Raw genomic sequence first — 21257 nt, 5'->3', positions numbered from 1 at the left:
ACAGGAGGCAAGAACGTGCGTATTGAAGAGCATCCCATATTGGGTAAAATAGCAAAAGAAGAGAAGGTCATCTTTGAGTTTGATGGCAAACCCTTAGAAGGTTATGCCGGGGAACCGATTGCCGCCGCATTGCGGGCGGCCGGGGTGATGACCCATCGGCATACCCAGAAATACGGAAGGCCGCGGGGGATCTTCTGTGCCATCGGCCGGTGTACCGACTGTGTGATGGTGGTGGATGGAAAGCCCAATGTGAGAACCTGTGTCACCCCGCTATCTGCCGGAATGAAGGTACAAACTCAAGATGGTGTGACCGCAAAAGAATCCAACTAGGAGAAGAGCAAAATGAAACGAGTAGAACTGATCGTAATCGGCGGCGGTCCAGCGGGTTTGAGCGCTGCCATTGAAGCCGCAAAAAGCGGTCTTAAAGTGGTGGTCTTTGATGAAAATGCCAAACCCGGCGGACAGCTGTTTAAACAGATACATAAATTTTTTGGCTCAAAAGAACATAAGGCCAAGGTAAGAGGCTATAAAATTGGCCAGGAGTTGTTGGCAGAAGCTGAAGAAACGGGTGTTGCAGTAGTCCTGGACGCAACCGTAATTGGAATTTATGAAGGCAAAGAAGTTACCGTGATGGTGGGCGATGCGATCGAGCATTATAAGGGTGATACCCTGATTGTGGCCACCGGTGCTTCTGAAAACATGGTCACCTTTCCCGGTTGGACCCTACCGGGGGTGATTGGGGCCGGAGCCGCTCAGACGATGATGAATTTGCATGGGGTTAAGCCTGGTGAAAAAGTACTGATGCTGGGCTCGGGCAATGTCGGTCTGGTGGTCAGCTTTCAACTGCTGCAGGCCGGTTGTGAGGTGGTGGCGCTAGTGGATGCGGCCAAACAGGTCGGTGGCTACGGCGTTCATGCCGCCAAGGTCGCCCGCTGCGGGGTGAACTTTTATCTTTCCCACACCATTGTTAAAGCCGAGGGTGACGACAAGGTGGAAGGGGTCATCATTGGTGCCGTTGATGAAAACTGGCAGCTGATTCCCGGCTCAGAAAAACATTTTGAGGTGGATACCATTTGTCTGGCAGTGGGATTATCACCGATGTCCCAACTCTTAAAGGTAGCCGGATGTGCGATGATTGAGGATCCTAAACGGGGTGGCACTGTTCCGGTGATCGATGAGCGGGGCGAAACTACCATCAAAGGTATTTTTGCCGTCGGGGATGTATCCGGCATTGAAGAGGCCAGCTCGGCCATGATTGAAGGACGTATTGCCGGGGCGGCAGCCGCCAATGCCCTGGGCTACCTGTCAAATGAAGATTTCAAAGATCGGCACAAAACCGGCGAAAAGGCCTTAGATGCTTTACGGCAGGGCATGTTCGGGCCGGAAAACAAAGGCAAAAAAGATTTGACTCTAACCGAAGAAGGGCTGTTATTATCCCAATCGCTGCTTCAAAAAGGGTATTTGGAGGAGCAAGAGATGGGGGCCTATCCCGGGGTGAAAACAGAAATCAAGGGTATTCATCCGGTGATTGAATGTACCCAGAATATTCCTTGTAATCCCTGTCAGGATGCTTGCGTGAAAGGCTGCATTAAGATTGGCGCAAACATCACGGCCCTTCCGGTTGTTGATACGCAGTTGGCTTGTACCGGCTGTGGGATGTGTGTGGCGGCCTGTTCGGGTCAGGCCATCTTTTTAGTGGATGATCACAGCGAACCGGGCTATGCGGCCATTACCATTCCCTATGAATTTTTGCCCCTGCCGGAAAAAGGGGCAATTGGTAAAGCCCTGGATCGCAGCGGCACCGAAGTCTGCCAAGCTGAGATTGTCGGCATAAAAAGTGCCAAAGTCATGGATCACACCAGTCTTTTGACCATGAAGGTGCCGGCTGAGATGGCCATGAAGGCCCGATTTTATAAGGCAATAGGGTGATTTTAATGAAAAAAATAATGGATCGTTCAATCGATTTGGGTGAGTTCCTCCCGCAAGCAGATGACGAGATGATTATTTGCCGTTGTGAAGAGGTAACCAAAGGAGAAATCAGGCAAGCCGTCCACGATGGGATGCTAACCTTAACCGAAATCAGACGCTATCTAAGAACTGGCATGGGCTTATGTCAGGGGCAAACCTGTGGCAAGCTGGTTAAAAATATCGTGGCCCGCGAATTGGGGATTGCCCCGGCGGAACTGGAAAGTGCCGTTTCCCGGGCCCCGGTCAGACCGGTGGAAATGCGGGTACTGGGAAATGAAGGACTGGAAAATGAAGTGCTGACAGGAGGTGGCGGGCATGTCTAATTGTTCGGATGTCTTAATTATCGGCGGTGGCGTGATTGGTTGTGCAACCGCCTATTACCTGGCTCAAAAAGGTGTGTCGGTAACAGTACTGGAAAAAGCCCAGATTGGCGAAGGGGGTTCCAGCCGAAACGGCGGTGGCGTTCGTCAGTCGGGTCGCGATCCCCGGGAATTGCCGCTGGCCATGAAGGCGGTGAAAAACCTCTGGCCGACTCTTTCCGAAGAACTGGGAATGGATGTTGAGTATTATAAAAAAGGTAATCTGCGGTTAGCCAAAACCGCCGGCCATATCAAAATTTTAGAAGGTCTGACCGAGCGGGCGGTGGCCAAGGGGCTGGATGTCAGGATGATTGACGCCAAGGAGGTTCGGGATATCTGCCCCTACTTGTCCGATGAGGTGATTGGCGCCAGCTGGTGTGATACCGATGGCCACGCCAACCCGATGTTGACAACCCTGGCCTATTATAAAAACGCCAGAAGACTGGGCGTGCGTTTTATTACCGGTGAAAACGTGGTTGAAATCCGCAAAATAAAGGGCGTAGCCCGACAGGTAATTACCGCAGACAATGTCTATGAGGCCCCGCAGATTATTCTGGCTGCGGGTTATGAGAGCCGCGCCATTGCCAATACCATTGGCATCGATATTCCGATGAATCGGGTGCTACTCGAAGCCCTGGTGACCGAGCCTCAGGTGAAAATGTTTGAGCAGATGCTGGGTACCGCCGAAGCTGATTTTTACGGTCACCAAAGCACTCATGGGTCCTTCGTTTTTGGGGGAACTTCGGGGATGGATGCTTATACCTCAGACTTCGACGTGCCGGTTAACAACAGTCGGACGGCTTCCTGTATTTGTCGGGGCATTATGAACTATTTCCCGATCTTATCAGAAGCCAAAATTGTCCGAACCTGGGCCGGCTGGATTGACGAATGCGTCGACCATGTGCCGGTGATCAGCTTTGTCGAAGAGGTACCGGGTTTAATTCTGGCCTGCGCCTTTACCGGCCATGGCTTTGGCATTTCGCCGATGGTGGGAACCCTCTTGTCAGAAATGGTGGTGGATAAAGAACCATCGATCGATTTAAGTGAACTACGTTATAACCGATTCAAAACTAAAATATAAGGAGAAAATTATGGAGTTAAAACGAACCAATTATTCATCAGGAGCGCCGCTGGAAGATAAGGCGGGCTACAGTCGAATTGTAAAAGTGGGACCCTTTGTTTATGTGGGCGGTACCACTTCGGTGCAGCCGGACGGCACCGTCTACGGTGAAGGTGATCCCTATGCTCAGACCAAATATGTGCTGGAAAAATTGCTCAAATTAATGGATAAAGCTGGTTCTAAAGCCAGTGAGGTGGTAAAGGTGAAGGTTTACGCCACCGATATGGGTCATTGCGGTGAGATTGTCCGGGCCTATTCTGAATTTTTCAAGGATATTCGCCCCTTATGCACCGTGGTGGGGACATCGGGCTTAAACCGGCCCACTCAGCTGGTGGAAATTGAATTAGACGCCGTTATTGGTGCTACGCTTTAGTTAGAGTCCGCTGATGTTTTGGGTTGATCGACCTTATTAGTTTAAATAAATATAAAAGCAAAAGGCGGGCATTTTAATAGAATGTTCGCCTTTTTGTTAAGATCGGATAAGTGCTATAATAAAAAGAAAATTGTTCGACAGGAGCGTTAAAATGAGCTATCTTTTTTCATATGGAACCCTAAAAAATGAACTGATACAACAAAAAATATTTGGCAGAGTGCTTAATAAAAGACACGGCGTGCTAGAAGGATTCTGTATAAAAGGTGATATCGACGGTTTTTATCATCTCGCCCCCGGATCGGGATTTGTTCCAGGAATGCTCTTGGAGGTGACGAAAGCAGACTTATTACGAGCCGACCAATGGGAAGAAGTTCCAGTTTACGAACGGGAAGAGGTGATTGTGATGGTGGATCAGAAACCACAAACAGCCTGGGTTTATTTTAAAGACTTGATTACTCAGGAAATACCTCTTGATTTGACTGAGTCACCAGCTTGTCTTTGTAAAGAAGAACTGGAAGCACTGATTGATGGGTTTTGTAGCGTCAGGGATGAACAGCTTCCCTTTGGCGATTTGTATTTGTTGATCCTCGGTGAAATAACAAACCCCTTATTATATGGTAAAATGGCTGAATTTAAGTCACCCATCAGAGACTATTTTTGCGAGAAGATTGGCCGGGCAGCTAAAAGTCTGGGTGATATGGTGGTAGTCTATCAGGACTATCCCGTGAAATTCAATATCTATTGGCTGGAGTCGGATTTAAAAAAGGGGTGGTTTTTGTGTGTCATGCCAGTGATCTTGGGACAGCCGGCGTTTTTTTTGGAGAACTTTGAAAAGACGTTATCGGAGTTTTCAAAAAAAAGAGGGATCGCGGTGGTCGGCAAAACCAGAGGGCATCTCTTTTCATGTAAGACCTGGAGAAACAGCTCAGGAATTCAAAAATATTTGATGCCAGAGCTGTTTAATTATAATTATCGGATGCGCATTGAGAAAGAAGTTGCATGTTTATCTTTGGTTATCACCAAAATGATCGAGGACAGAAGGCAAACCGCTAATAAAAAAAGATTTTAAATAATTTTATTTTTCAAAATAATTATGTTATTTATAAAAAAAGCGGGTAAAAAGAGTAATGTAATCTATTACTGTGTAATTTTACGCTAATCGGAGTGTGATGTACACAGAAACAATTCTCTTGAAAGGAGGAATAGTGAAGTGAAAAAAATGTCGAAATTGATGGCTTTGTTGCTGGTTGTGGTAATGGTGTTGATGCTTGTACCTGCGTCAGCATTTGCCGAAGAAGTGGTGGAAGAACCAACCCTGGTGGTATTAGAAGTTGAGGGTGCCCCAGTTGATGAGGTGCTAAATACTGCGGTTGAAGAACCCGTCGTCGAAGAACCAGTAGCTGAAGAAGCGGTAGTCGAAGAAGAATCGGCTGCAGTGGAAGAGCCAGTGGTTGAAGCAGCAGAAGTTCCGGTTGCGCAAGTACCTGTTGTGGATGAGCCAGTGGTTGAAACACAGGCAGCTGATGTCGGAACCATTGAAGTCAAAGCAGTTCCAGCATTAGGTTTATGGAGAGACGCGGTGACATTCATTGATGTGCTTCTTAACACTGTCGGTGCAGACTACTCTTACGATGCAGTCACGAATGCCTTGACACTGAACAACTTTATTGGAAAACAGCTTGTTGCAGCCGATATGGGAAGTAATTTCTCCATGATTCTAAACGGAACAAACATCATTGCAAACGATACCGGCAGTGCCATTGAAGTCGTTGGAGACTTGACAATGGGTGGACCTGGCGAAATAATGGCTATTGGTTCAACAAGAGCGATTCGTGTAACAGATGGCGATCTCGTGCTTAATGATGGCGATTATGAACTGTTCGCCATGAGTGACATGGGCGACGTTGCAGCCGTTGATGTTGTAAACGGCGATTTAATTATTAATGATGGTTGGGTTGATGCAACTGCAATCAACACAGGAACCGGTGGAGCCTGGGGACTTTGGGCTGACAATGACGTTATGATCAACGGCGGCGATGTCGATGTCATTACCGAATCAATCAGCGGTCGAAGCATGGGTATTGGAGCTGGCGATGATATCATTGTCAAAGGCGGATACACAACGGTTAAATCGACCACCGAAACAGGTATGGCTAATGCATTACATGCAGACAGCTGGGTTGTAATCCGAGATGGTATCCTGGATTTAACTGCTGTCGGCGGTGTTAATCCGTTAGCAATCTATGCTGGTGATGGCGTCTACATCAGTCCTGCTTACGGCGATGTAGATCTTAGTGCATCTTCTTTGTATCTTGAACCATATTATGCAAAATACACAAAATCTGACAATCCCAAAACGGGTGCCCAGGACATGGGACAAGACGCTTTAATGGCTATAATGGGACTATTGGCACTGATGGGGATGGCATATCTGATCAGCAAAAAAGAAATCAAAGCATAGACATAATATTCAAAAAAACAGTGCATCAGATTAAAACCAGTGTTTTTATCTGAGCTGACGTGTTATTAAAAAAGAACTCCGATTTCGATCGATTCGTAAAGAAACGATCCGAAAAAGGGGTTCTTTTTAGTTTAGCTAAAAAAACAACATCCGGAATTGTTTAATAAAATGATTAAAAAAGGATTTGTTATGATTAGGACAGATCCTTTTTTGAGGGCACCCGATTGTAAACAAAAAAGTTTAATTAAAACAGGAAACAGTTAAATTGGGGGAGAATTTGTGTTATTATGTGAAAAAACAGACAGTTTTTAGACAAAGGGTATATAATAAGTTAATGCCATAGTTGTTAAGAAAGAGATAACTGAAAGGGTAAGATCACATGAAAGACAGTTTCTATAAATCTGTTGTTGAACACTCACCGGTGGGGTTTGCTTATCATAAGATTGTCTGTGATGAAGCGGGGAAGCCCTGTGATTACGAATTCATTGAAGTTAACAAGGCCTTTGAAAGGCTGACAGGCCTCATTGGCGCAGCCATCATCGGGAAACGCATAACCCAGGTTTTACCTAATCTTTTAGAGGACACATTTGATTGGATTGGGTTTTATGGTGAGATTGCATTACACGGTGGGGAAAAAGAGTTTGAACAGTTTGCCGCCGCCCTTGATATCTGGTGTCGGGTTACCGCATATAGCCAGGAGAAAGGATATTTTGCAACTCATTTTGTTGACATCTCAAAAGAAAAGAAGCAAATGGCGGAATTGAATAATTTTTTTGAATTGAACTTGGATTTTTTGTGCATCGCAGACATGGAAGGCTATTTTTTAAAGACGAATAAGGCCTGGGAAGAAGTATTAGGTTATACCCATGAAGAATTGACCCGAACAAAATATTTGGATTTTGTTCATCCTGATGATCTCTTAATTACCCGGGAGGTAATGAACAAACTAAATGAACAGAATCCGGTGATTAATTTTACAAATCGATACCGTGCCAAGGATGGAAGTTATCGCTGGATCGAATGGAGTTCCCGGCCTCAGGGTAGACTGATATATGCGGCGGCAAGGGATATCACCGATCGGAAAAAATTGGAACAAAGTCTGGAAAAACGAATGTTGGAACTAACCAGACCACTCGAAGCAGAAGTCGATATTAATTTTGAGGAACTGATCAACTTGGAAGATATTCAAAAACTGCAGGATGAGTTTTCGGATGCAACAGGGGTAGCGTCATTAATCACCGCTATCGATGGGAAACCAATAACAAAAACCTCGAATTTTACCCGGCTTTGTCAGGATGTTATTCGCAAAACCGCAAAAGGTAGTGCAAATTGTCAAAAGTCGGATATGGTTATTGGCGCCTATTCGGAAGAGGGTCCCATTATCAAAAGCTGTTTAAGCGGCGGCTTATGGGATGCCGGGGCGGCCATTACTGTTGGTGGCAGGCATGTGGCTAATTGGTTAATTGGTCAGGTCCGGGATGAAAGGCTAAAAGAAGAACAACTGGCTGCCTATGCCCGGGAAATTGGGGCCGATGAAACAGAAGCAGTACGAGCGTTTCGGGAAGTTCCACAAATGTCTTTCCAGCAATTTGAAAAAATAGCAAAACTACTTTATACAATTGCCAATCAGTTGTCAAATCTGGCTTTTCAAAATCTGCTTCAGGCCCGTTTTATCAATGAAAAAAGGCGAATAGAAGAAGAAGTGCTCTATCTTAGCTATCATGATTATTTAACCGGGCTTTATAATCGCAGGTATTACGAACAGGCACTAAAAAACCTTGATAAAAAAGAAAATTTGCCCCTAACCCTGTTGATGGGTGATGTTAATGGTTTAAAACTGGTTAATGATACCCAGGGACATCTAATGGGAGATGAGCTGCTCAAAAAGACAGCTGAAGTTATTCGTCAGGTGTGTCGAAAAGACGATATTATTGCCCGGTTGGGCGGGGATGAGTTTATTGTCATTTTACCCAAAACTGACGGCAACAAGATCGATCAAATCATCGCTAGAATGAAAAAATTAGTTGCGAAGGAAAAAATTGGCGGACAGGACCTATCCATAGCTTTTGGATATGAAACTAAGCAAAAAGAAGAAGAGGATATCGAAGGAATTTTTAAACAGGCAGAAGATAATATGTACTGCCACAAACGATGTGAAAGTACGGTCAGAAGAAGGTAATAAAAAAGAAACCCACCGTGAAAAAACGGTGGGTTTCTATTACTTAAGAGTAGCATTTATTTATTATAGATGGGTGATTTTATAGCTCTAAATGGCGTGGATAGGTATAATCGGCTTCCATATTCAAAAAGGTGTAACCTTCTTCCTGGAGCGTTTCTATCACAACTGACATGGCTTCCCGGCTGGACGATTTGAGTTCGGCGTGGGACAAAACAACCGAAACATCGTGTTGCCGGCAACTTTCAATAATTTTTTGAGCAATCACATCACTTGGTGGCGGATCGGCGCAGCCATCGCCGGAAGAAACATTCCAGTCACTATAATTATAGCCCCGGTCTAAGATACCTTGAATACAGGCTTCGTTAGAATTCATTGACCCACCTGGAAAACGGAAAATACGGCTGGTATTGTCTTGAACGGTTATCTTCTTCTGGAATTGATCCAGTGCATCGACGTCAGCAAAAAACGCTTCTGGCGTATCATAGAGACCGTAGTCGTGGCTACTGGTATGATTGGCCAGGGTATGGCCTTCATCCACAATGCGGCGATACATGTTTTTGGCATGATCATTGTCGTGAAGGGTTGTAAAGAAGGTTCCTTTTATATTGTAGTCAGCGAGGGTATCTAAAAGCTCTCCGGTATCGTCGCTGGGACCATCATCGAAGGTTAGAAAGACCACTTTGATTCCGTCAGTATCTCCGCTTCGAAGACGAGATTTTATATCAGCGAAGGGATCTGCATTATTCACCTGTGGTGGCGGATCGGCCTTGATATTTTTGTTGGTTGTATTGTTTGTGGTTTCTGATTTTGGCGCATTGGTTTCCGACGAATTAGCAGAAGAAGTCTGGAGGATTTGTGCTTGAGAGTGGAAAGCCGCGGCCATTTTTGTCATTAAAAAAAATAAGGACATCATAATCATTACGATCAGAATAAGACTCAAAACAGATAATGTCAGGAATCGGGGCATGTTTTTTACTCTTAATTTTGAAGAGGAGTTCTTTCTCATTGCGACCTCAGTTTTTTTTCAATCAGGTTAAAGTGCCAGCATCATCGATGCTGACCTGCCAATAACTAATTGTAGCAGAAAATGAACTTAATGTGCAATTGATTTCTCGCATTTTTACAGAAATTTAAAACGCGTCTGCATCCAAGGCCTCAGAATTGTGATTTTAATATCGTAAAGAATTAAGTCAGTCTGGTAAGATAAAACGAGTTCAAAAATAAACAAGGTAATTAATAATTGGTTGAATTTAAACTAAGCTTATGATAGCCTATCTTTTATTTGAAGGAGATGCTTATGAACATCAACGTAGTGATTAATCAGATGTTGGAGCTGTTTATAATTCTGACACTTGGCTATATTTCAGCAAAACGAAAGATTGTCAGCCCGAAATTCGGAGCCCAGCTTTCTAACTTTATTTTAAGCATTACCCTGCCATGTATGATGTTAGCTTCGGTGGCGTCAATGCCTAAGGATACAGATCATAAAGAGGTCGTAATGATGTTTGTAATTGCAATTCTTTTTTATATAGTGATGCCGTTCATTGCCTATTTTATTACAAGAATACTGCTAGTAAAGAAAGAAGACCGTCATTTATACATGTATATGACGATATGGTCTAACGTGGGTTTTATGGGTTTTCCGGTGATTGCATCAATTTTTGGTGCTGGTGCGATTTTTTATGCCACTATCTTTAATCTTATTTTTAATGTCAGCAACTTTACCCTTGGGATCATGCTGATGTCAAAGGAAGGAAGAAAAGCACTGGATGTAAAAAAATTTTTGTCCCCGGGAATAATGGCATCAATTGCATCAGTGATCATGTTTAGTCTCAAATTGCAACTCCCGGTGCTACTCAATGATACCGCAAAAACAGTTGGCAGTACCACGTCAGCTTTGGCTATGATTGTCATTGGCATCGCATTAGCAGAAATTCCGATTAAAAGTGTTTTTACGGAGATTCGGCTTTATCCTTACGTGATTATTAAGCAGATTCTGCTGCCTTTATTTGCCTGGATAGTATTAAAAAATGTGATTGTGAACCCTTATTTACTTGGAATTGTGATTGTGATTATTGCCATGCCCGTGGCAACATCGACCGTTCTTTTTGCCAACCAATATGAAAATAACGTTTGCCTGGCAACCAAAGGTGTATTTATTACGACCCTGGCATCAGTTGTTACCATTCCAATGATCAGTTATCTGTTGATGTAAGGCATTAAAATAAGTCAGTAAATTAACAGATGATAAATTTAAATATATTTAAGTGGCAGGGTATCAATTGTTATTTGAGAAAAGGCTATATTTATACGAAACAATATGCTAGAATAGTTAATAATTTAGTGGGAACTAAGAATAATTCTCACAGAAACCGGAGAAAATTTAAAATGGAATTAACAGAAGTATTAGATTTGGCAGACAAAAGCGGTTTTAGCCGAGCGGCGGAACTAAAGGTATCAACGATTGATTTAAATCCCCAGGTAAGACAAATGTGTGCTGATAATAAATGTAAAATTTATGATACCAATTGGGCATGTCCGCCGGGGTGTGGAACCTTGGACGAATGTGGTAAAAAGGTTAATAACTATCAGTATGGTGTGATTCTCCAAACGACTGGAGAATTGGAAGATAGTTTTGATTTTGAAGGCATGGAAGAAATTAAGGAAAAGCACAATGTGAGCTTTGATCAACTGGTGAATGCATTGTTTGACAAAAAAGCCGATATGCTTCCCTTGGGAGACGGCTGTTGTTCCTTATGTAAAAAATGCACCTATCCGGATGAAGCCTGTCGTTTCCCCGAAAAGGCCTTCTCATCCATGGAAGCCTTTGGGATTCTCGTCAGTGATTTGTGTAAATTAAATAATCTGGAATATTACTACGGACCGAATACGCTTACCTATGTGGGCTGCATATTATTTAATTAGCATATTGTTTAAGTAGATAGGTAGGTGAGCAAAGATAAAAAGTGCTCCTGATCTGAATAAGCAGATCGGGAGCACTCTTTTACGTTGTTTGCGCGTGCCGTTTGGGAGATAGAAACCAAATTGTTGGTTTAGTAAATGAAACCAGTTTCCTAATTAGTAAAAATGACAAAATTTATAAATAAAGGTTGACATAAACATTAAATTGATTTAAAATTTGTTTAGGTTGCGGTGTGTAGCCTGGTGACAAAAGAATCAGAGAAAATTTTGGGGCACCAAGTGTAATCGATATCAGGCTGCAAAAACGATTAGCGTTTAAATCATCGTTTTCGTTATGGTTTTACCTGAAAGCCCCTGAAAAAGAAGAACAATTAACCGTTCTCGCTCACACTGGCGGGAATCGTTAATGGAACTGATATCGTATTTCGATATCATCAATAAATAATCAAACAGGAGGAAAAAAACATGTCAAAAATTGAAGAAGTTAAAGCAAAGGTTGAAGCAGGAAAGTCTAAATTAGTACCAGGGCTGGTACAGGAAGCCCTGGATGAAGGCAGTGCACCAGGTGAAATTCTCCAGGCGATGGTCGATTCCATGGGTGTTGTTGGGGACAAATTCTCTTCTGGCGAAATTTTTGTTCCAGAAATGCTCATCGCTGCCAAAGCCATGTCAAAAGGGGTTGAGGTCTTAAAACCACTGATGGCTGGTGACGGCTCTGCCTCTCTGGGTACTTGTGTTATCGGTACCGTGGCTGGGGATCTTCACGATATTGGCAAAAATCTGGTATCGATGATGATCGAAAGTGCTGGGTTCGATATGGTTGATTTGGGTGTTGATGTACCGGCTGATACCTTCGTTTCCGCCGTTAAAGACAATGACAATGTGAAAATTGTCGCGTGCTCGGGTCTTCTGACCACCACCATGCCCGCCTTAAAAGAAGCCGTAGCAACGGTAAAAGCAGCTTGCCCGGATGTAAAAGTTATTGTTGGTGGAGCCCCGGTAACACCGGAATATGCCGCCGAAGTTGGTGCTGACGGCTATGCACCAGATGCTGGCAGTGCCGCTGTCAAAGCCAAAGAACTGGTATCGGCATAATAAGAATTAATAATTTGCCATAGGGTCCATTTATAATTGTTTAAACCAAAATACAGGAGGCTTAAAAATGTTAACAAAACGACAAAACCTATTAGAAACGATCAAAGGTGGAAATCCCGATCGATTTGTAAAACAATATGAGTTTATGAATCTTATCATGGAAGCGCCGCTGGGTGCGATGGTTGGTCCTGGACAAACAATCAAAAATGGTTGGGGAATTACCTTTACCTGGCCGGAAGGGCAATTGGGAGGATTTCCAGTCCATGATGATGAACATAAGGTATTAAAGGATATTACTGACTGGAAAAATCAGGTTAAAGCACCTACGGTTGAAACTTCTGATGAGGCTTGGGCGGCAGCGGTTGCACACGCCAATGCTGTTGATCGAAATGAAGAGTTCGTAACGGCCTTTGTGGCACCAGGAATCTTTGAAATGACCCATCATTTGATGAGCATGGAAGATGCGCTGATGGCCTTGTATGAAGAGCCAGAGGATATGCATGATCTGATTGACTATCTGGTTGAGTATGAACTGGCATATGCCAAAGAAATGATTAGCCGTCTTCATCCGGATTGTATTTTCCATCATGATGATTGGGGTAGTCAGATTTCTTCTTTCGTTTCGCCGGAAATGTTTGCGGAGTTCTTTGTACCGGCCTATAAAAAAATCTATGGTTATTATAAAGACAATGGTGTTGAACTGATTGTTCATCATAGTGACTCTTATGCTGCGAATCTGGTACCAGCCATGATTGAAATGGGAATTGACATCTGGCAGGGTGTCATGACGACCAACAACGTACCGGAGTTGATTAAAAAATACGGCGGTCAAATTTCCTTTATGGGCGATATTGATAGTGGCGTTGTCGACTTCCCTGGCTGGACTCCCGAGATCATTTTTGAAAAAACGAAAGAAGCCTGCGAGCGGTGCGGAAAACTTTATTTCATTCCCGGAGCAAGCCATGGTTTGAATTTTGGTTGCTTCCCGGGTGTTTATGAATCTAATGACGAAGCCATTGACAAAATGAGTGCGTTAATGTTTTAAAGATCCTGAAAATAAATAAAGTCAATAAACTAAAGCGAAACATAAAACCGCCGGAACAATTGTTCCGGCGGTTTTGATTTTTTGTGTTTTATTTGAAAGATGCGGTCGGGTTGCCATTATCAAGTTTCAGGGTGATTTCAGAAACTGAGAATAAATCGATTTTTGACCATTCAAAGGTTGTTCCCTCCGAATCAGCAATCATCAGATCCCAGTATTGTTCTTCTACCTCTGAATCGAAGACAATATCGGTAGTACTTCCGGTTGGCAAGGTATCGGTTGTTAGGATATCCTCGCCCCAGCTTTCTTCACCGGTTGGGGAAACAAAGACAGCGTAAATTTCAATCCCGGTTTCATTGACAATGGTGAAATCCTGGGAATAAACGGTATCTTCGTCAGTGGATGAAGAATCATTCGCTGCGGATGAACTGCCACAACCTGCGAAAATAAACACCGATAAAGCAAAAACCATGAGTACACTAAAAAATTTCATTCTTTTCATTTTTCACACCTCTTAAATAAATTTATGTTAGAACTATCATACCAACAAATAGTTTTGAGAACAATTCAATTTCACGAACAAAAAAAGGGTTTCACGCCACAATTATGTTGCAAACAAATTGTTAAATAGGCTTCAATATGATAAAATTAGTAAAAATAGTTGATGATGAGTGGTCAGATGGAGGATAGCGTGGTTTATATCGCAGTTTGTGAAGATGAATTTGAGTATCAGAAAAAAATTAATCATTTCATAAATAATTACGGAGTTAGCAATGGTTGCGACTTTGAAATCACTTTCTTTTCTACGGCTGAAGATTTTTGGGAAAGTTTTCAGGCTAGCTATTTTAATATCATCTTTCTGGATATTTATTTAGAAAATGGTAACGGCATTGAAATTGGAAAGGAACTTAGAAGTCTGGGGGAGGATTGCCAAATTGTATTTATTACCTCAAGCAGAGACTATGCAATTGAAGGGTTTGAGTTAAAGGCACGACACTACATCATCAAGCCGATTTCAGAAGAAAAAATAGTTGAAGCATTAAATCGATGTCTGGCAATGCTAACTGAGGACTGCAAAGCGATTAAAATTCCGGTTGGAAAACTTGAACGCGCGATTCGATTAAAAGATATCATTTATGTGGAAGTTTTCAATAAGGTTTCCGTCATTCATACCGCTAATGAAGAAATAAAAACGTATCTGCCCTTAACCCAATTGGAAAGCGTGCTGGGCGGGTCCCCTTTTTTACGCTGTCACCGTTGCAGCATTGTAAACATGAATTGTGTTGAGGACTTTACAACGACTGATTTTATAATGAAAAATGGCGACCGGGTCGGGATACCCAGAAGTAACAGCGTAGCAGTTCGACAGCAGTATCTGGACTTTGTGTTTTCAAAAGTACGAGGTGACATAAGTGCTAAATAGTTATCTTAACATTGCCTGGGGGATTGGTTTGTCGATACTCCCTTATTTTATTTTGGCCTTTATTCCGGTATGGAATCAGCTTCGGTATTCAAAAAAAACGGTTATTACCGCTGGAACCCTGTGTATGCTACTAAACATCGTTTCAGTTATCCTAATTATTGAGTGGGTGCCGGATTGGAACAGTCTGCGCTTTTTTCACAGTGTTGTTTTTTTGCTTCTCTATGTAGGAGTTTACACGGCGGTGGTCAAGGGAACCCCATCAAAGTTGGTGTTTATTGCCTTTCTGGTAAAAAGCTATGCCGATTTTATTGTCAACATGGCCAAGTTTCTGGAGGTTTCTTACCTTACCTATGGTTTGCACAAGGTTTATGTCCAGACCTCCTATTCTTTTTATTTCAACTTGTTTCAATGCGTAATCCTAATGGTGACCTATCCGCTGGTATGGATTTTTTTCAGAAAAAAAATCAGTAAGGTCATGCAGACCCATAACAAAGCATGGCGTTACCTGTGGATTATCCCGATGGTCTACTACATTATCAGCTTGTCATTCGGGGCCATGAATGCAAAACTGATTGCCCAATGGCAGTTTCTGGTGTTTAATACGGTAGCATTTTTGGGATTTTACCTGATTTATTATGTAGTTATTGAAATGCTGGAACAATCCCAGAAAAATATGATTTTAACGGAAAGCAATGAAATCATCAAACAGCAGCTCTTGTTCCAATCAGAATACTATAAAAAATTTGGTGAGTGTATTGAAGAAACCCGGAAAGGTGAACATGATCTGCGGCATCATCTAAACACTGTGCTGGGGCTGATCCAGCAACAGAATGACAACAAGGCTGAAAGATATATTTTCGAACTGTTAGGAAACCGATTGAGCATTTCGGATGTGCTCTACTGCGGGAATGATGCGGTTAATGCGATCCTTAGTTATTATGCCAATATCTGTAAGTCAGAAGCCATTGATTTATTCATTGAAACAATGGTTCCCGGGGATTTGGAAATTGATGAAACGGATTTATGTGTTGTTTTTGGGAATGTGCTGGAAAATGCCCTGGAAGCCTGTCGATGCATCATCTCAGGAGATAAAATTATTAAACTGTCGTCCCAATTTATTGGCAACAAGCTATATATTAGTGTAGACAACCGCTATGCCGGAGAAGTTCACATTAAAAATGGGGTTTTCCTTTCCAACAAAAGAGCGGAAGCTTCCGGCATTGGCATTATTTCGGTGACGGCCATTGCGAAGAAGTATGATGGGGAGGCGCGCTTTGAAGCGGGTGATCAGGAATTCAGGGTTTCTGTAGTTTTGTCCAATCAGGATCACACAAAACAGAGGAAAGCCCGAACCTTACGACCGGTTTTGGATTAAATAATAAGTCTTGTCAGGTCGGTAATTAATCTTTATAATAAATATAACAAAAACGTGGCTTATTTTAGAGCCAAGGTGAAATGGTGATCAGAAACCAGATTGTGTGAAATACGAAAAAAATTAAAAAGGGAGTAATAAATGAGTTTTGAGTTAATCCAGGAAATTCCGTCACCCCGCGAAATTTTTAAAATGATGCCACTGTCCGAAGCGGGTAAAAGAATAAAAGTCCAACGGGACCAAATAATCAGAAATATTTTCGAAGGAAAAGATGACCGTTTTATTTTAATTATTGGGCCCTGCTCCGCAGACAATGAAACGGCAGTAATTGATTATGTGAACCGTCTAAGTGTTATTCAAAAAGAAGTGGAAGATAAGATTGTGATAATCCCACGAATTTATACCAATAAACCGAGAACGACCGGAGAAGGTTATAAGGGAATGCTTCACCAGCCGGATGCCAACAAGAAGGCTAACATGGTAGAAGGGATTAAAGCGATTCGGCAATTGCATATCCGCTCCATTGAAGAAACGGGTTTGTCCTGTGCGGATGAGATGCTGTATCCGGAAAATTATGCCTATCTGGAAGATCTGCTCAGTTATGTGGCGATTGGGGCCCGGTCGGTTGAAAACCAGAAGCACCGTCTCACTGTCTCCGGACTGGAAATCCCGGTGGGAATGAAAAATCCAACCAGTGGCGATATCACCGTGATGCTAAATTCGATTCAAGCCGGTCAGGCAGAGCATACTTTTATCTACCGGGGTTGGGAAGTGAAAACCTCTGGAAATCCCCTGACCCATGCCATTATGCGTGGATCAGTAGATCAGCATGGACGCAATTATCCGAATTATCATTATGAGGATATCATGCACCTGATTAGACTTTATGAAAAACGTGATTTTTCCTGTCCAGCAATTATTATTGATTTAAATCATGCCAATTCCAACAAGTGTTTTGGTGAGCAACCCCGGATCGCCCGGGAAGTACTGCGTAATCGCCATTACGATACCGATTTGAAAAAATATGTTAAGGGTCTAATGATCGAAAGCTATATAGAAGAAGGCAATCAACCGGTTGATGGTGGGGTATACGGAAAATCGATTACCGATTCCTGTCTGGGCTGGAAGGCTTCACATGAGCTGATTCGGACCATTGCAGAAAAAGTATAACAAATAAAAAAAAGTGGCAACGTCGTCAAGCCTTTATTATTAAAGGTCTGACGGCTTTTTTTATGGAAAAATAAGGAGACATCCTGGCTTAGTGACTAAAATAGGGAACGTGGGGTATCTAATAGACAAACCCTATTGTTAAAATGATTGAAAATAGTTGCTGAAAGGGTCATGGAATATGAATAATATCCGTAAACAAAAGATCGACAAAGTGACGGGATTTATCAGAACGTTATTTAGCCACCTGAAAAGGCAAACTGTCAGAATGAAAAATAATGGCGCTGGTTACCAGGATCTTAACGACTTAAAAAATCACTTGTTTTACATAATCACTTTTTATTTTATTTTGTTGGGCCCGGTACTCTTTTTTTATGGCGCCTATTTATTTTATCAAGAAGGCGAGTATGTAACCGCTACTCTTGAATTTTGTCTCTATTTTGTCGCGGTTTTTGTTCTGTTGAACTGGAAAACTAATCTTCGCTTTAAAAAACTGTTCTTCCTGCTGATTTGTTATTTTGTCAGTGTGCTGGTACTTTTTGTGGCTGGACCAATGGGGGCCGGAATGGTGTGTGTAACAGTGGTACTGGTTTTATCGGGATCTTTGCTTGACAGACGTTGGGTGCTGAAATTCATTACTTTTAATCTGTTTACTTTTGTACTCATCACTATTTTGTTGGATCGCGGTTTTTTTAATGAATTTGCCATTGCCGATTACGGTTCGATCTGGCTGATCGTTGCCGTCAGCAGCCAGGTTCTTGGCATTGGTTTATTGTTTATTATTCAAACAATCGATGATGAGCTGGACAAACAGTCAAAAATTGTAGCCAAAGCTAAAGAGAAGCTGGAAATCAGTGAGCAGAAATACCGCTATTTAAGCTATCATGATCACTTGACCGGAGTTTATAATCGACTGTTTTGGGAAGAAGAGCAAAAACGGATTGGTAGCGAGAATCAGCTGCCCATCTCAATCATAATCGGGGATATCAATGGGATCAAACTAATAAACGATGCATTTGGTCATGAAGCCGGGGATCGGATTATTATAGAAACAGCACGAATTATGAAAAGCTGTTGTCATGATGATGCGTTGATGGCCAGAACCGGTGGGGATGAATTTAGTATTCTAATGCCAAAAACATCCCGGGAAACGGCTTTAGAACGAATGGATGAAATTAAAGAGGCGTTTATTTTGCATAATCGCCGGATTTTGAATGAGGCTTTTCATATCAATGTGGCATTGGGATCGGGCACCAAAGAAAAGCCCCATGGCGATTTGAAGCAAACCATTAAAAGAGCTGAGCTATATATGAATAGCCGTAAGTTACTGGAACAACGAAGCTCCCACAGTACAATTATTTCATCAATCAAGGCGACAATGTATGAGAAAAGTCATGAAACGGAGGAACATTCCGAGCGGTTGGCAGCCCTGTCCCGCATGGTTGGTGAAGCCTTAAAGCTGTCGCAGATTGAACTGGATCATCTGGAGCTTCTGGCGACCCTTCACGATATTGGCAAGGTGGGAATTGATGATCGGATTTTAGGAAAACCGGGAAAATTGACAGATGAAGAATGGCTTGAAATGAAAAAGCATCCTGAAATCGGCTACCGGATTGCCGCGGCTTCTCCCGAGCTGGTATCAATCTCAGAGTTTATTCTTAGTCATCATGAGCATTGGGATGGCAGCGGTTACCCGAAAGGTTTAGCGGGTGAGGCGATTCCCTTACTGTCTCGGATCATTGCCGTGACGGACGCCTATGATGCGATGACGGAAAATCGTGTTTATCGGAAAGCGATGGATCGCGAAAGTGCGATAGCAGAAATCAAGAACAATGCCGGAACTCAGTTTGATCCTGAGATTGCAAAATTGTTTGCCGGAATGATGAAACAAACAGAAGAACGTATTATCGGAAGAATTGATTAAATGAGTTAGAAAAATGCGGCAGATTCTTTAATTTAAGAACGAACCGCATTTTTTAGAATTTTGTATAATTGAACAGCATCACTGTGAATTCACGAAGTTAAGAAAATCGATTTAAATGGCTCATTGATCCAGAAACAGATTGATAATTAAATGAAACTTATCCGGGTTTTGAAACATCAGACCATGTCCTGCTTCGGCAATTAAAACGAGTTTGGAGTTGGGTAGCTTGCTGGCCAGATATTGGGCATTTTCCGAGGGCAAAATAAGATCGTCTTTACCGTCAATAACCAGGGTTTCATGCTGGAGAAAGGGGATTCGATTGCAGGAACCCTCCCATTTATTGATAGCCTCGGCCTGTTTGATTATCGCATCGGGATTCATGGTCCCCAGTGGACGATAAAATATTTCCCGAATCCGATCCTGATTGTTTTTTATCCACTCTGATGGAAAAATAAGTCGTAACCATTCATGAACCTTTTCAGAAGGGGAGCTCAGGGTGTTTTCAAGTTTGGAAAGTACCTTTGGCTCCGGTGGAAAAATTTCCGGATGACAAAGCGAAGCGTAAAGGATCAGCTTGTTAACAATTTCAGGATGCCTCAAGGCTAATTCTTGGGCAATAGAGGCACCCATGGACCAGCCCAGCACATGTGCTTTTTCGATCTTTAAAGCAAGCATGAATTCATAGGTGTCCTCGGCAAATTGTTCAATCGTAAAATCCTTGTGACCAGAACTGGTTTCTCCCATGCCGCGATTATCAAAAACAATGACTTTGTATTTTTTCGCCAGGGAACGAAGAAGCCGTTCCTCCCAAAGGTTCATGGTACCGCCATAACCCATAATTAAAAGCAGAGGATACCCGTCTCCGTAAGTGCGATAGCTCATATTGATGTCTTCAACTCTTACCATAACAACACCTCTCTTTAAGAAATTAATGATCGTATATTTAATACCCACAAAGAAGGAGTTTATCAGCCTCTTGCTATAAATATTTGAAAAAACAGAGGGGAGTCCTGTTTCGAAAATAGCAAAATAGACCGGATTGCATATTTACAAAAGAGTTACAAACGTTTACAATACAGCTATTTACTTATGACAGAAAGATGATACAATATAATTGAATCAAGGATCAACCAATCCTTTTCCAATTGAATGACAGGATCATTAAAAAGTAAATAAGCACTTGACTGAATGATAAGATCAAGGAGAAGATTATCCGATTATAATAATAACTCAGAGATAAGCCTCGAGGATCTGGTTTTATCGATCATAGACTCTACAATGGAAAAATTCTCATCACTATGAGAATTGGTAAGTACATTGTTAATCACAATCAGATTTATTGGAGATCGGTATTCACATTATGATACCCACATAAAAAAACTGTGGTCATAATAAAAATAATAGATCAAGGATAGGTAATCGATGCGAGAAGAGAAGATGATTTTTAATTGAAATTCAGAGAAACAAAGGGAAAAATTTGGACGAAAGAACAGATTGTTCAGAAATTTATTTCACTTGAAAACCCCCAATGAGCTAGCTGCCAATAGGTAATAGAAGCGAAAATAAAAAGTAAGATAATCCTCAAACAAGTAGCAGATTTACAATGGGAAAGTGAAGAGGAAGATTTTTGAAAAACAGAAAGGGGTGAGTCCCAAAAAATGACAGCTGAGATTGCAAGCTGAGGCCGATTCTACATAAATAATTGTGGAATCGGCTTTCAGCTTTTTTGCGAAGGAAATAGAATTCAAGCTTGAGAATAGAGATAATCACAGGAACTCCTACAATAAAGAGCGAACATCAAGGTGTGAGTTGCTTAAGAATAAAACAAATAAGCACTAAGAATGCATAGAAT

Annotated in this window: 19 protein-coding genes; 16 read left to right on the top strand and 3 right to left on the bottom strand. The window is 42.2% G+C overall.

The features are described from left to right. Nucleotides 1–15: 15 nt before the first annotated feature. The 8 genes from ACIZ62_RS16160 (at nucleotide 16) to ACIZ62_RS16125 (ending at nucleotide 8460) form a co-directional block, all read left to right on the top strand. A complete protein-coding gene (locus tag ACIZ62_RS16160) occupies nucleotides 16–330 on the top strand; it encodes a (2Fe-2S)-binding protein (RefSeq protein WP_414150610.1) in 315 nt (104 codons plus the stop codon). 12 nt (nucleotides 331–342) lie between these two features. After that, nucleotides 343–1929, top strand: coding sequence for an FAD-dependent oxidoreductase (locus tag ACIZ62_RS16155; protein ID WP_414150609.1), 1587 nt, complete (start codon nucleotides 343–345; stop codon nucleotides 1927–1929). Nucleotides 1930–1934: 5 nt separating this feature from the next. Further along, a complete protein-coding gene (locus tag ACIZ62_RS16150; RefSeq protein WP_111888957.1) occupies nucleotides 1935–2291 on the top strand; it encodes a (2Fe-2S)-binding protein in 357 nt (118 codons plus the stop codon). Beyond that, entirely contained in the window at nucleotides 2284–3408 is a 1125-nt protein-coding gene (locus ACIZ62_RS16145; RefSeq protein WP_414150608.1) for an NAD(P)/FAD-dependent oxidoreductase, read from the top strand. Before ACIZ62_RS16150 ends, ACIZ62_RS16145 begins: the two co-directional genes overlap by 8 nt. A gap of 10 nt (nucleotides 3409–3418) precedes the next feature. Next, nucleotides 3419–3820, top strand: coding sequence for a Rid family hydrolase (locus tag ACIZ62_RS16140; RefSeq protein ID WP_111888959.1), 402 nt, complete (start codon nucleotides 3419–3421; stop codon nucleotides 3818–3820). 151 nt (nucleotides 3821–3971) lie between these two features. Further along, nucleotides 3972–4889, top strand: coding sequence for a gamma-glutamylcyclotransferase family protein (locus ACIZ62_RS16135; protein ID WP_414150607.1), 918 nt, complete (start codon nucleotides 3972–3974; stop codon nucleotides 4887–4889). 141 nt (nucleotides 4890–5030) lie between these two features. Next, nucleotides 5031–6281, top strand: a complete 1251-nt coding sequence (locus ACIZ62_RS16130; RefSeq protein WP_414150606.1) for a hypothetical protein — start codon at nucleotides 5031–5033, stop codon at nucleotides 6279–6281. Between the two features lie 379 nt (nucleotides 6282–6660). Then, nucleotides 6661–8460, top strand: a complete 1800-nt coding sequence (locus ACIZ62_RS16125; RefSeq protein WP_111888961.1) for a PocR ligand-binding domain-containing protein — start codon at nucleotides 6661–6663, stop codon at nucleotides 8458–8460. Nucleotides 8461–8539: 79 nt separating this feature from the next. On the opposite strand, the gene ACIZ62_RS16120 is transcribed toward ACIZ62_RS16125, so the two are convergent. Next, complete coding sequence (locus ACIZ62_RS16120; protein WP_111888962.1) at nucleotides 8540–9466, bottom strand: polysaccharide deacetylase family protein; 927 nt, start codon at nucleotides 9464–9466, stop codon at nucleotides 8540–8542. 291 nt (nucleotides 9467–9757) lie between these two features. On the opposite strand from ACIZ62_RS16120, the gene ACIZ62_RS16115 reads away from it, so the two are divergent. The 4 genes from ACIZ62_RS16115 (at nucleotide 9758) to ACIZ62_RS16100 (ending at nucleotide 13522) form a co-directional block, all read left to right on the top strand. Then, nucleotides 9758–10675, top strand: coding sequence for an AEC family transporter (locus ACIZ62_RS16115; RefSeq protein ID WP_111888963.1), 918 nt, complete (start codon nucleotides 9758–9760; stop codon nucleotides 10673–10675). A 173-nt stretch (nucleotides 10676–10848) separates the two neighbouring features. Next, on the top strand, nucleotides 10849–11385 hold the full coding sequence (locus ACIZ62_RS16110) for a DUF2284 domain-containing protein (RefSeq protein ID WP_111888964.1): 537 nt from the start codon (nucleotides 10849–10851) through the stop codon (nucleotides 11383–11385). A 462-nt stretch (nucleotides 11386–11847) separates the two neighbouring features. After that, on the top strand, nucleotides 11848–12477 hold the full coding sequence (locus ACIZ62_RS16105; RefSeq protein ID WP_111888965.1) for a corrinoid protein: 630 nt from the start codon (nucleotides 11848–11850) through the stop codon (nucleotides 12475–12477). 67 nt (nucleotides 12478–12544) lie between these two features. Further along, the gene (locus ACIZ62_RS16100) at nucleotides 12545–13522 is read left to right on the top strand and encodes a uroporphyrinogen decarboxylase family protein (protein ID WP_111888966.1); all 978 of its coding nucleotides are present in this window, start codon (nucleotides 12545–12547) and stop codon (nucleotides 13520–13522) included. A gap of 88 nt (nucleotides 13523–13610) precedes the next feature. On the opposite strand, the gene ACIZ62_RS16095 is transcribed toward ACIZ62_RS16100, so the two are convergent. After that, nucleotides 13611–14021 carry a hypothetical protein gene (locus tag ACIZ62_RS16095; RefSeq protein ID WP_414150605.1) on the bottom strand — a complete coding sequence of 137 codons (411 nt, stop codon included), beginning with the start codon at nucleotides 14019–14021 and terminating at the stop codon, nucleotides 13611–13613. 189 nt (nucleotides 14022–14210) lie between these two features. On the opposite strand from ACIZ62_RS16095, the gene ACIZ62_RS16090 reads away from it, so the two are divergent. From ACIZ62_RS16090 to ACIZ62_RS16075, 4 genes are all read left to right on the top strand, one after another. Further along, nucleotides 14211–14942: a LytR/AlgR family response regulator transcription factor gene (locus tag ACIZ62_RS16090; protein WP_414150604.1), complete on the top strand. Its 732-nt coding sequence runs from the start codon at nucleotides 14211–14213 to the stop codon at nucleotides 14940–14942. Beyond that, entirely contained in the window at nucleotides 14932–16317 is a 1386-nt protein-coding gene (locus ACIZ62_RS16085) for a sensor histidine kinase (RefSeq protein WP_111888969.1), read from the top strand. Before ACIZ62_RS16090 ends, ACIZ62_RS16085 begins: the two co-directional genes overlap by 11 nt. Nucleotides 16318–16455: 138 nt before the next feature. Then, nucleotides 16456–17484, top strand: a complete 1029-nt coding sequence (locus tag ACIZ62_RS16080; RefSeq protein WP_111888970.1) for a 3-deoxy-7-phosphoheptulonate synthase — start codon at nucleotides 16456–16458, stop codon at nucleotides 17482–17484. Between the two features lie 265 nt (nucleotides 17485–17749). Next, a complete protein-coding gene (locus ACIZ62_RS16075) occupies nucleotides 17750–19405 on the top strand; it encodes an HD domain-containing phosphohydrolase (RefSeq protein ID WP_414150603.1) in 1656 nt (551 codons plus the stop codon). Nucleotides 19406–19525: 120 nt separating this feature from the next. On the opposite strand, the gene ACIZ62_RS16070 is transcribed toward ACIZ62_RS16075, so the two are convergent. After that, entirely contained in the window at nucleotides 19526–20311 is a 786-nt protein-coding gene (locus tag ACIZ62_RS16070) for an alpha/beta fold hydrolase (protein ID WP_111888972.1), read from the bottom strand. Nucleotides 20312–21257: the final 946 nt, after the last annotated feature.

This window comes from Acetobacterium carbinolicum, assembly GCF_047456275.1.
GTDB lineage: Bacteria > Bacillota > Clostridia > Eubacteriales > Eubacteriaceae > Acetobacterium > Acetobacterium carbinolicum.
Note: the sequence above shows the minus strand (reverse complement) of the source record. Positions and strands in the feature narration are given on the sequence as shown.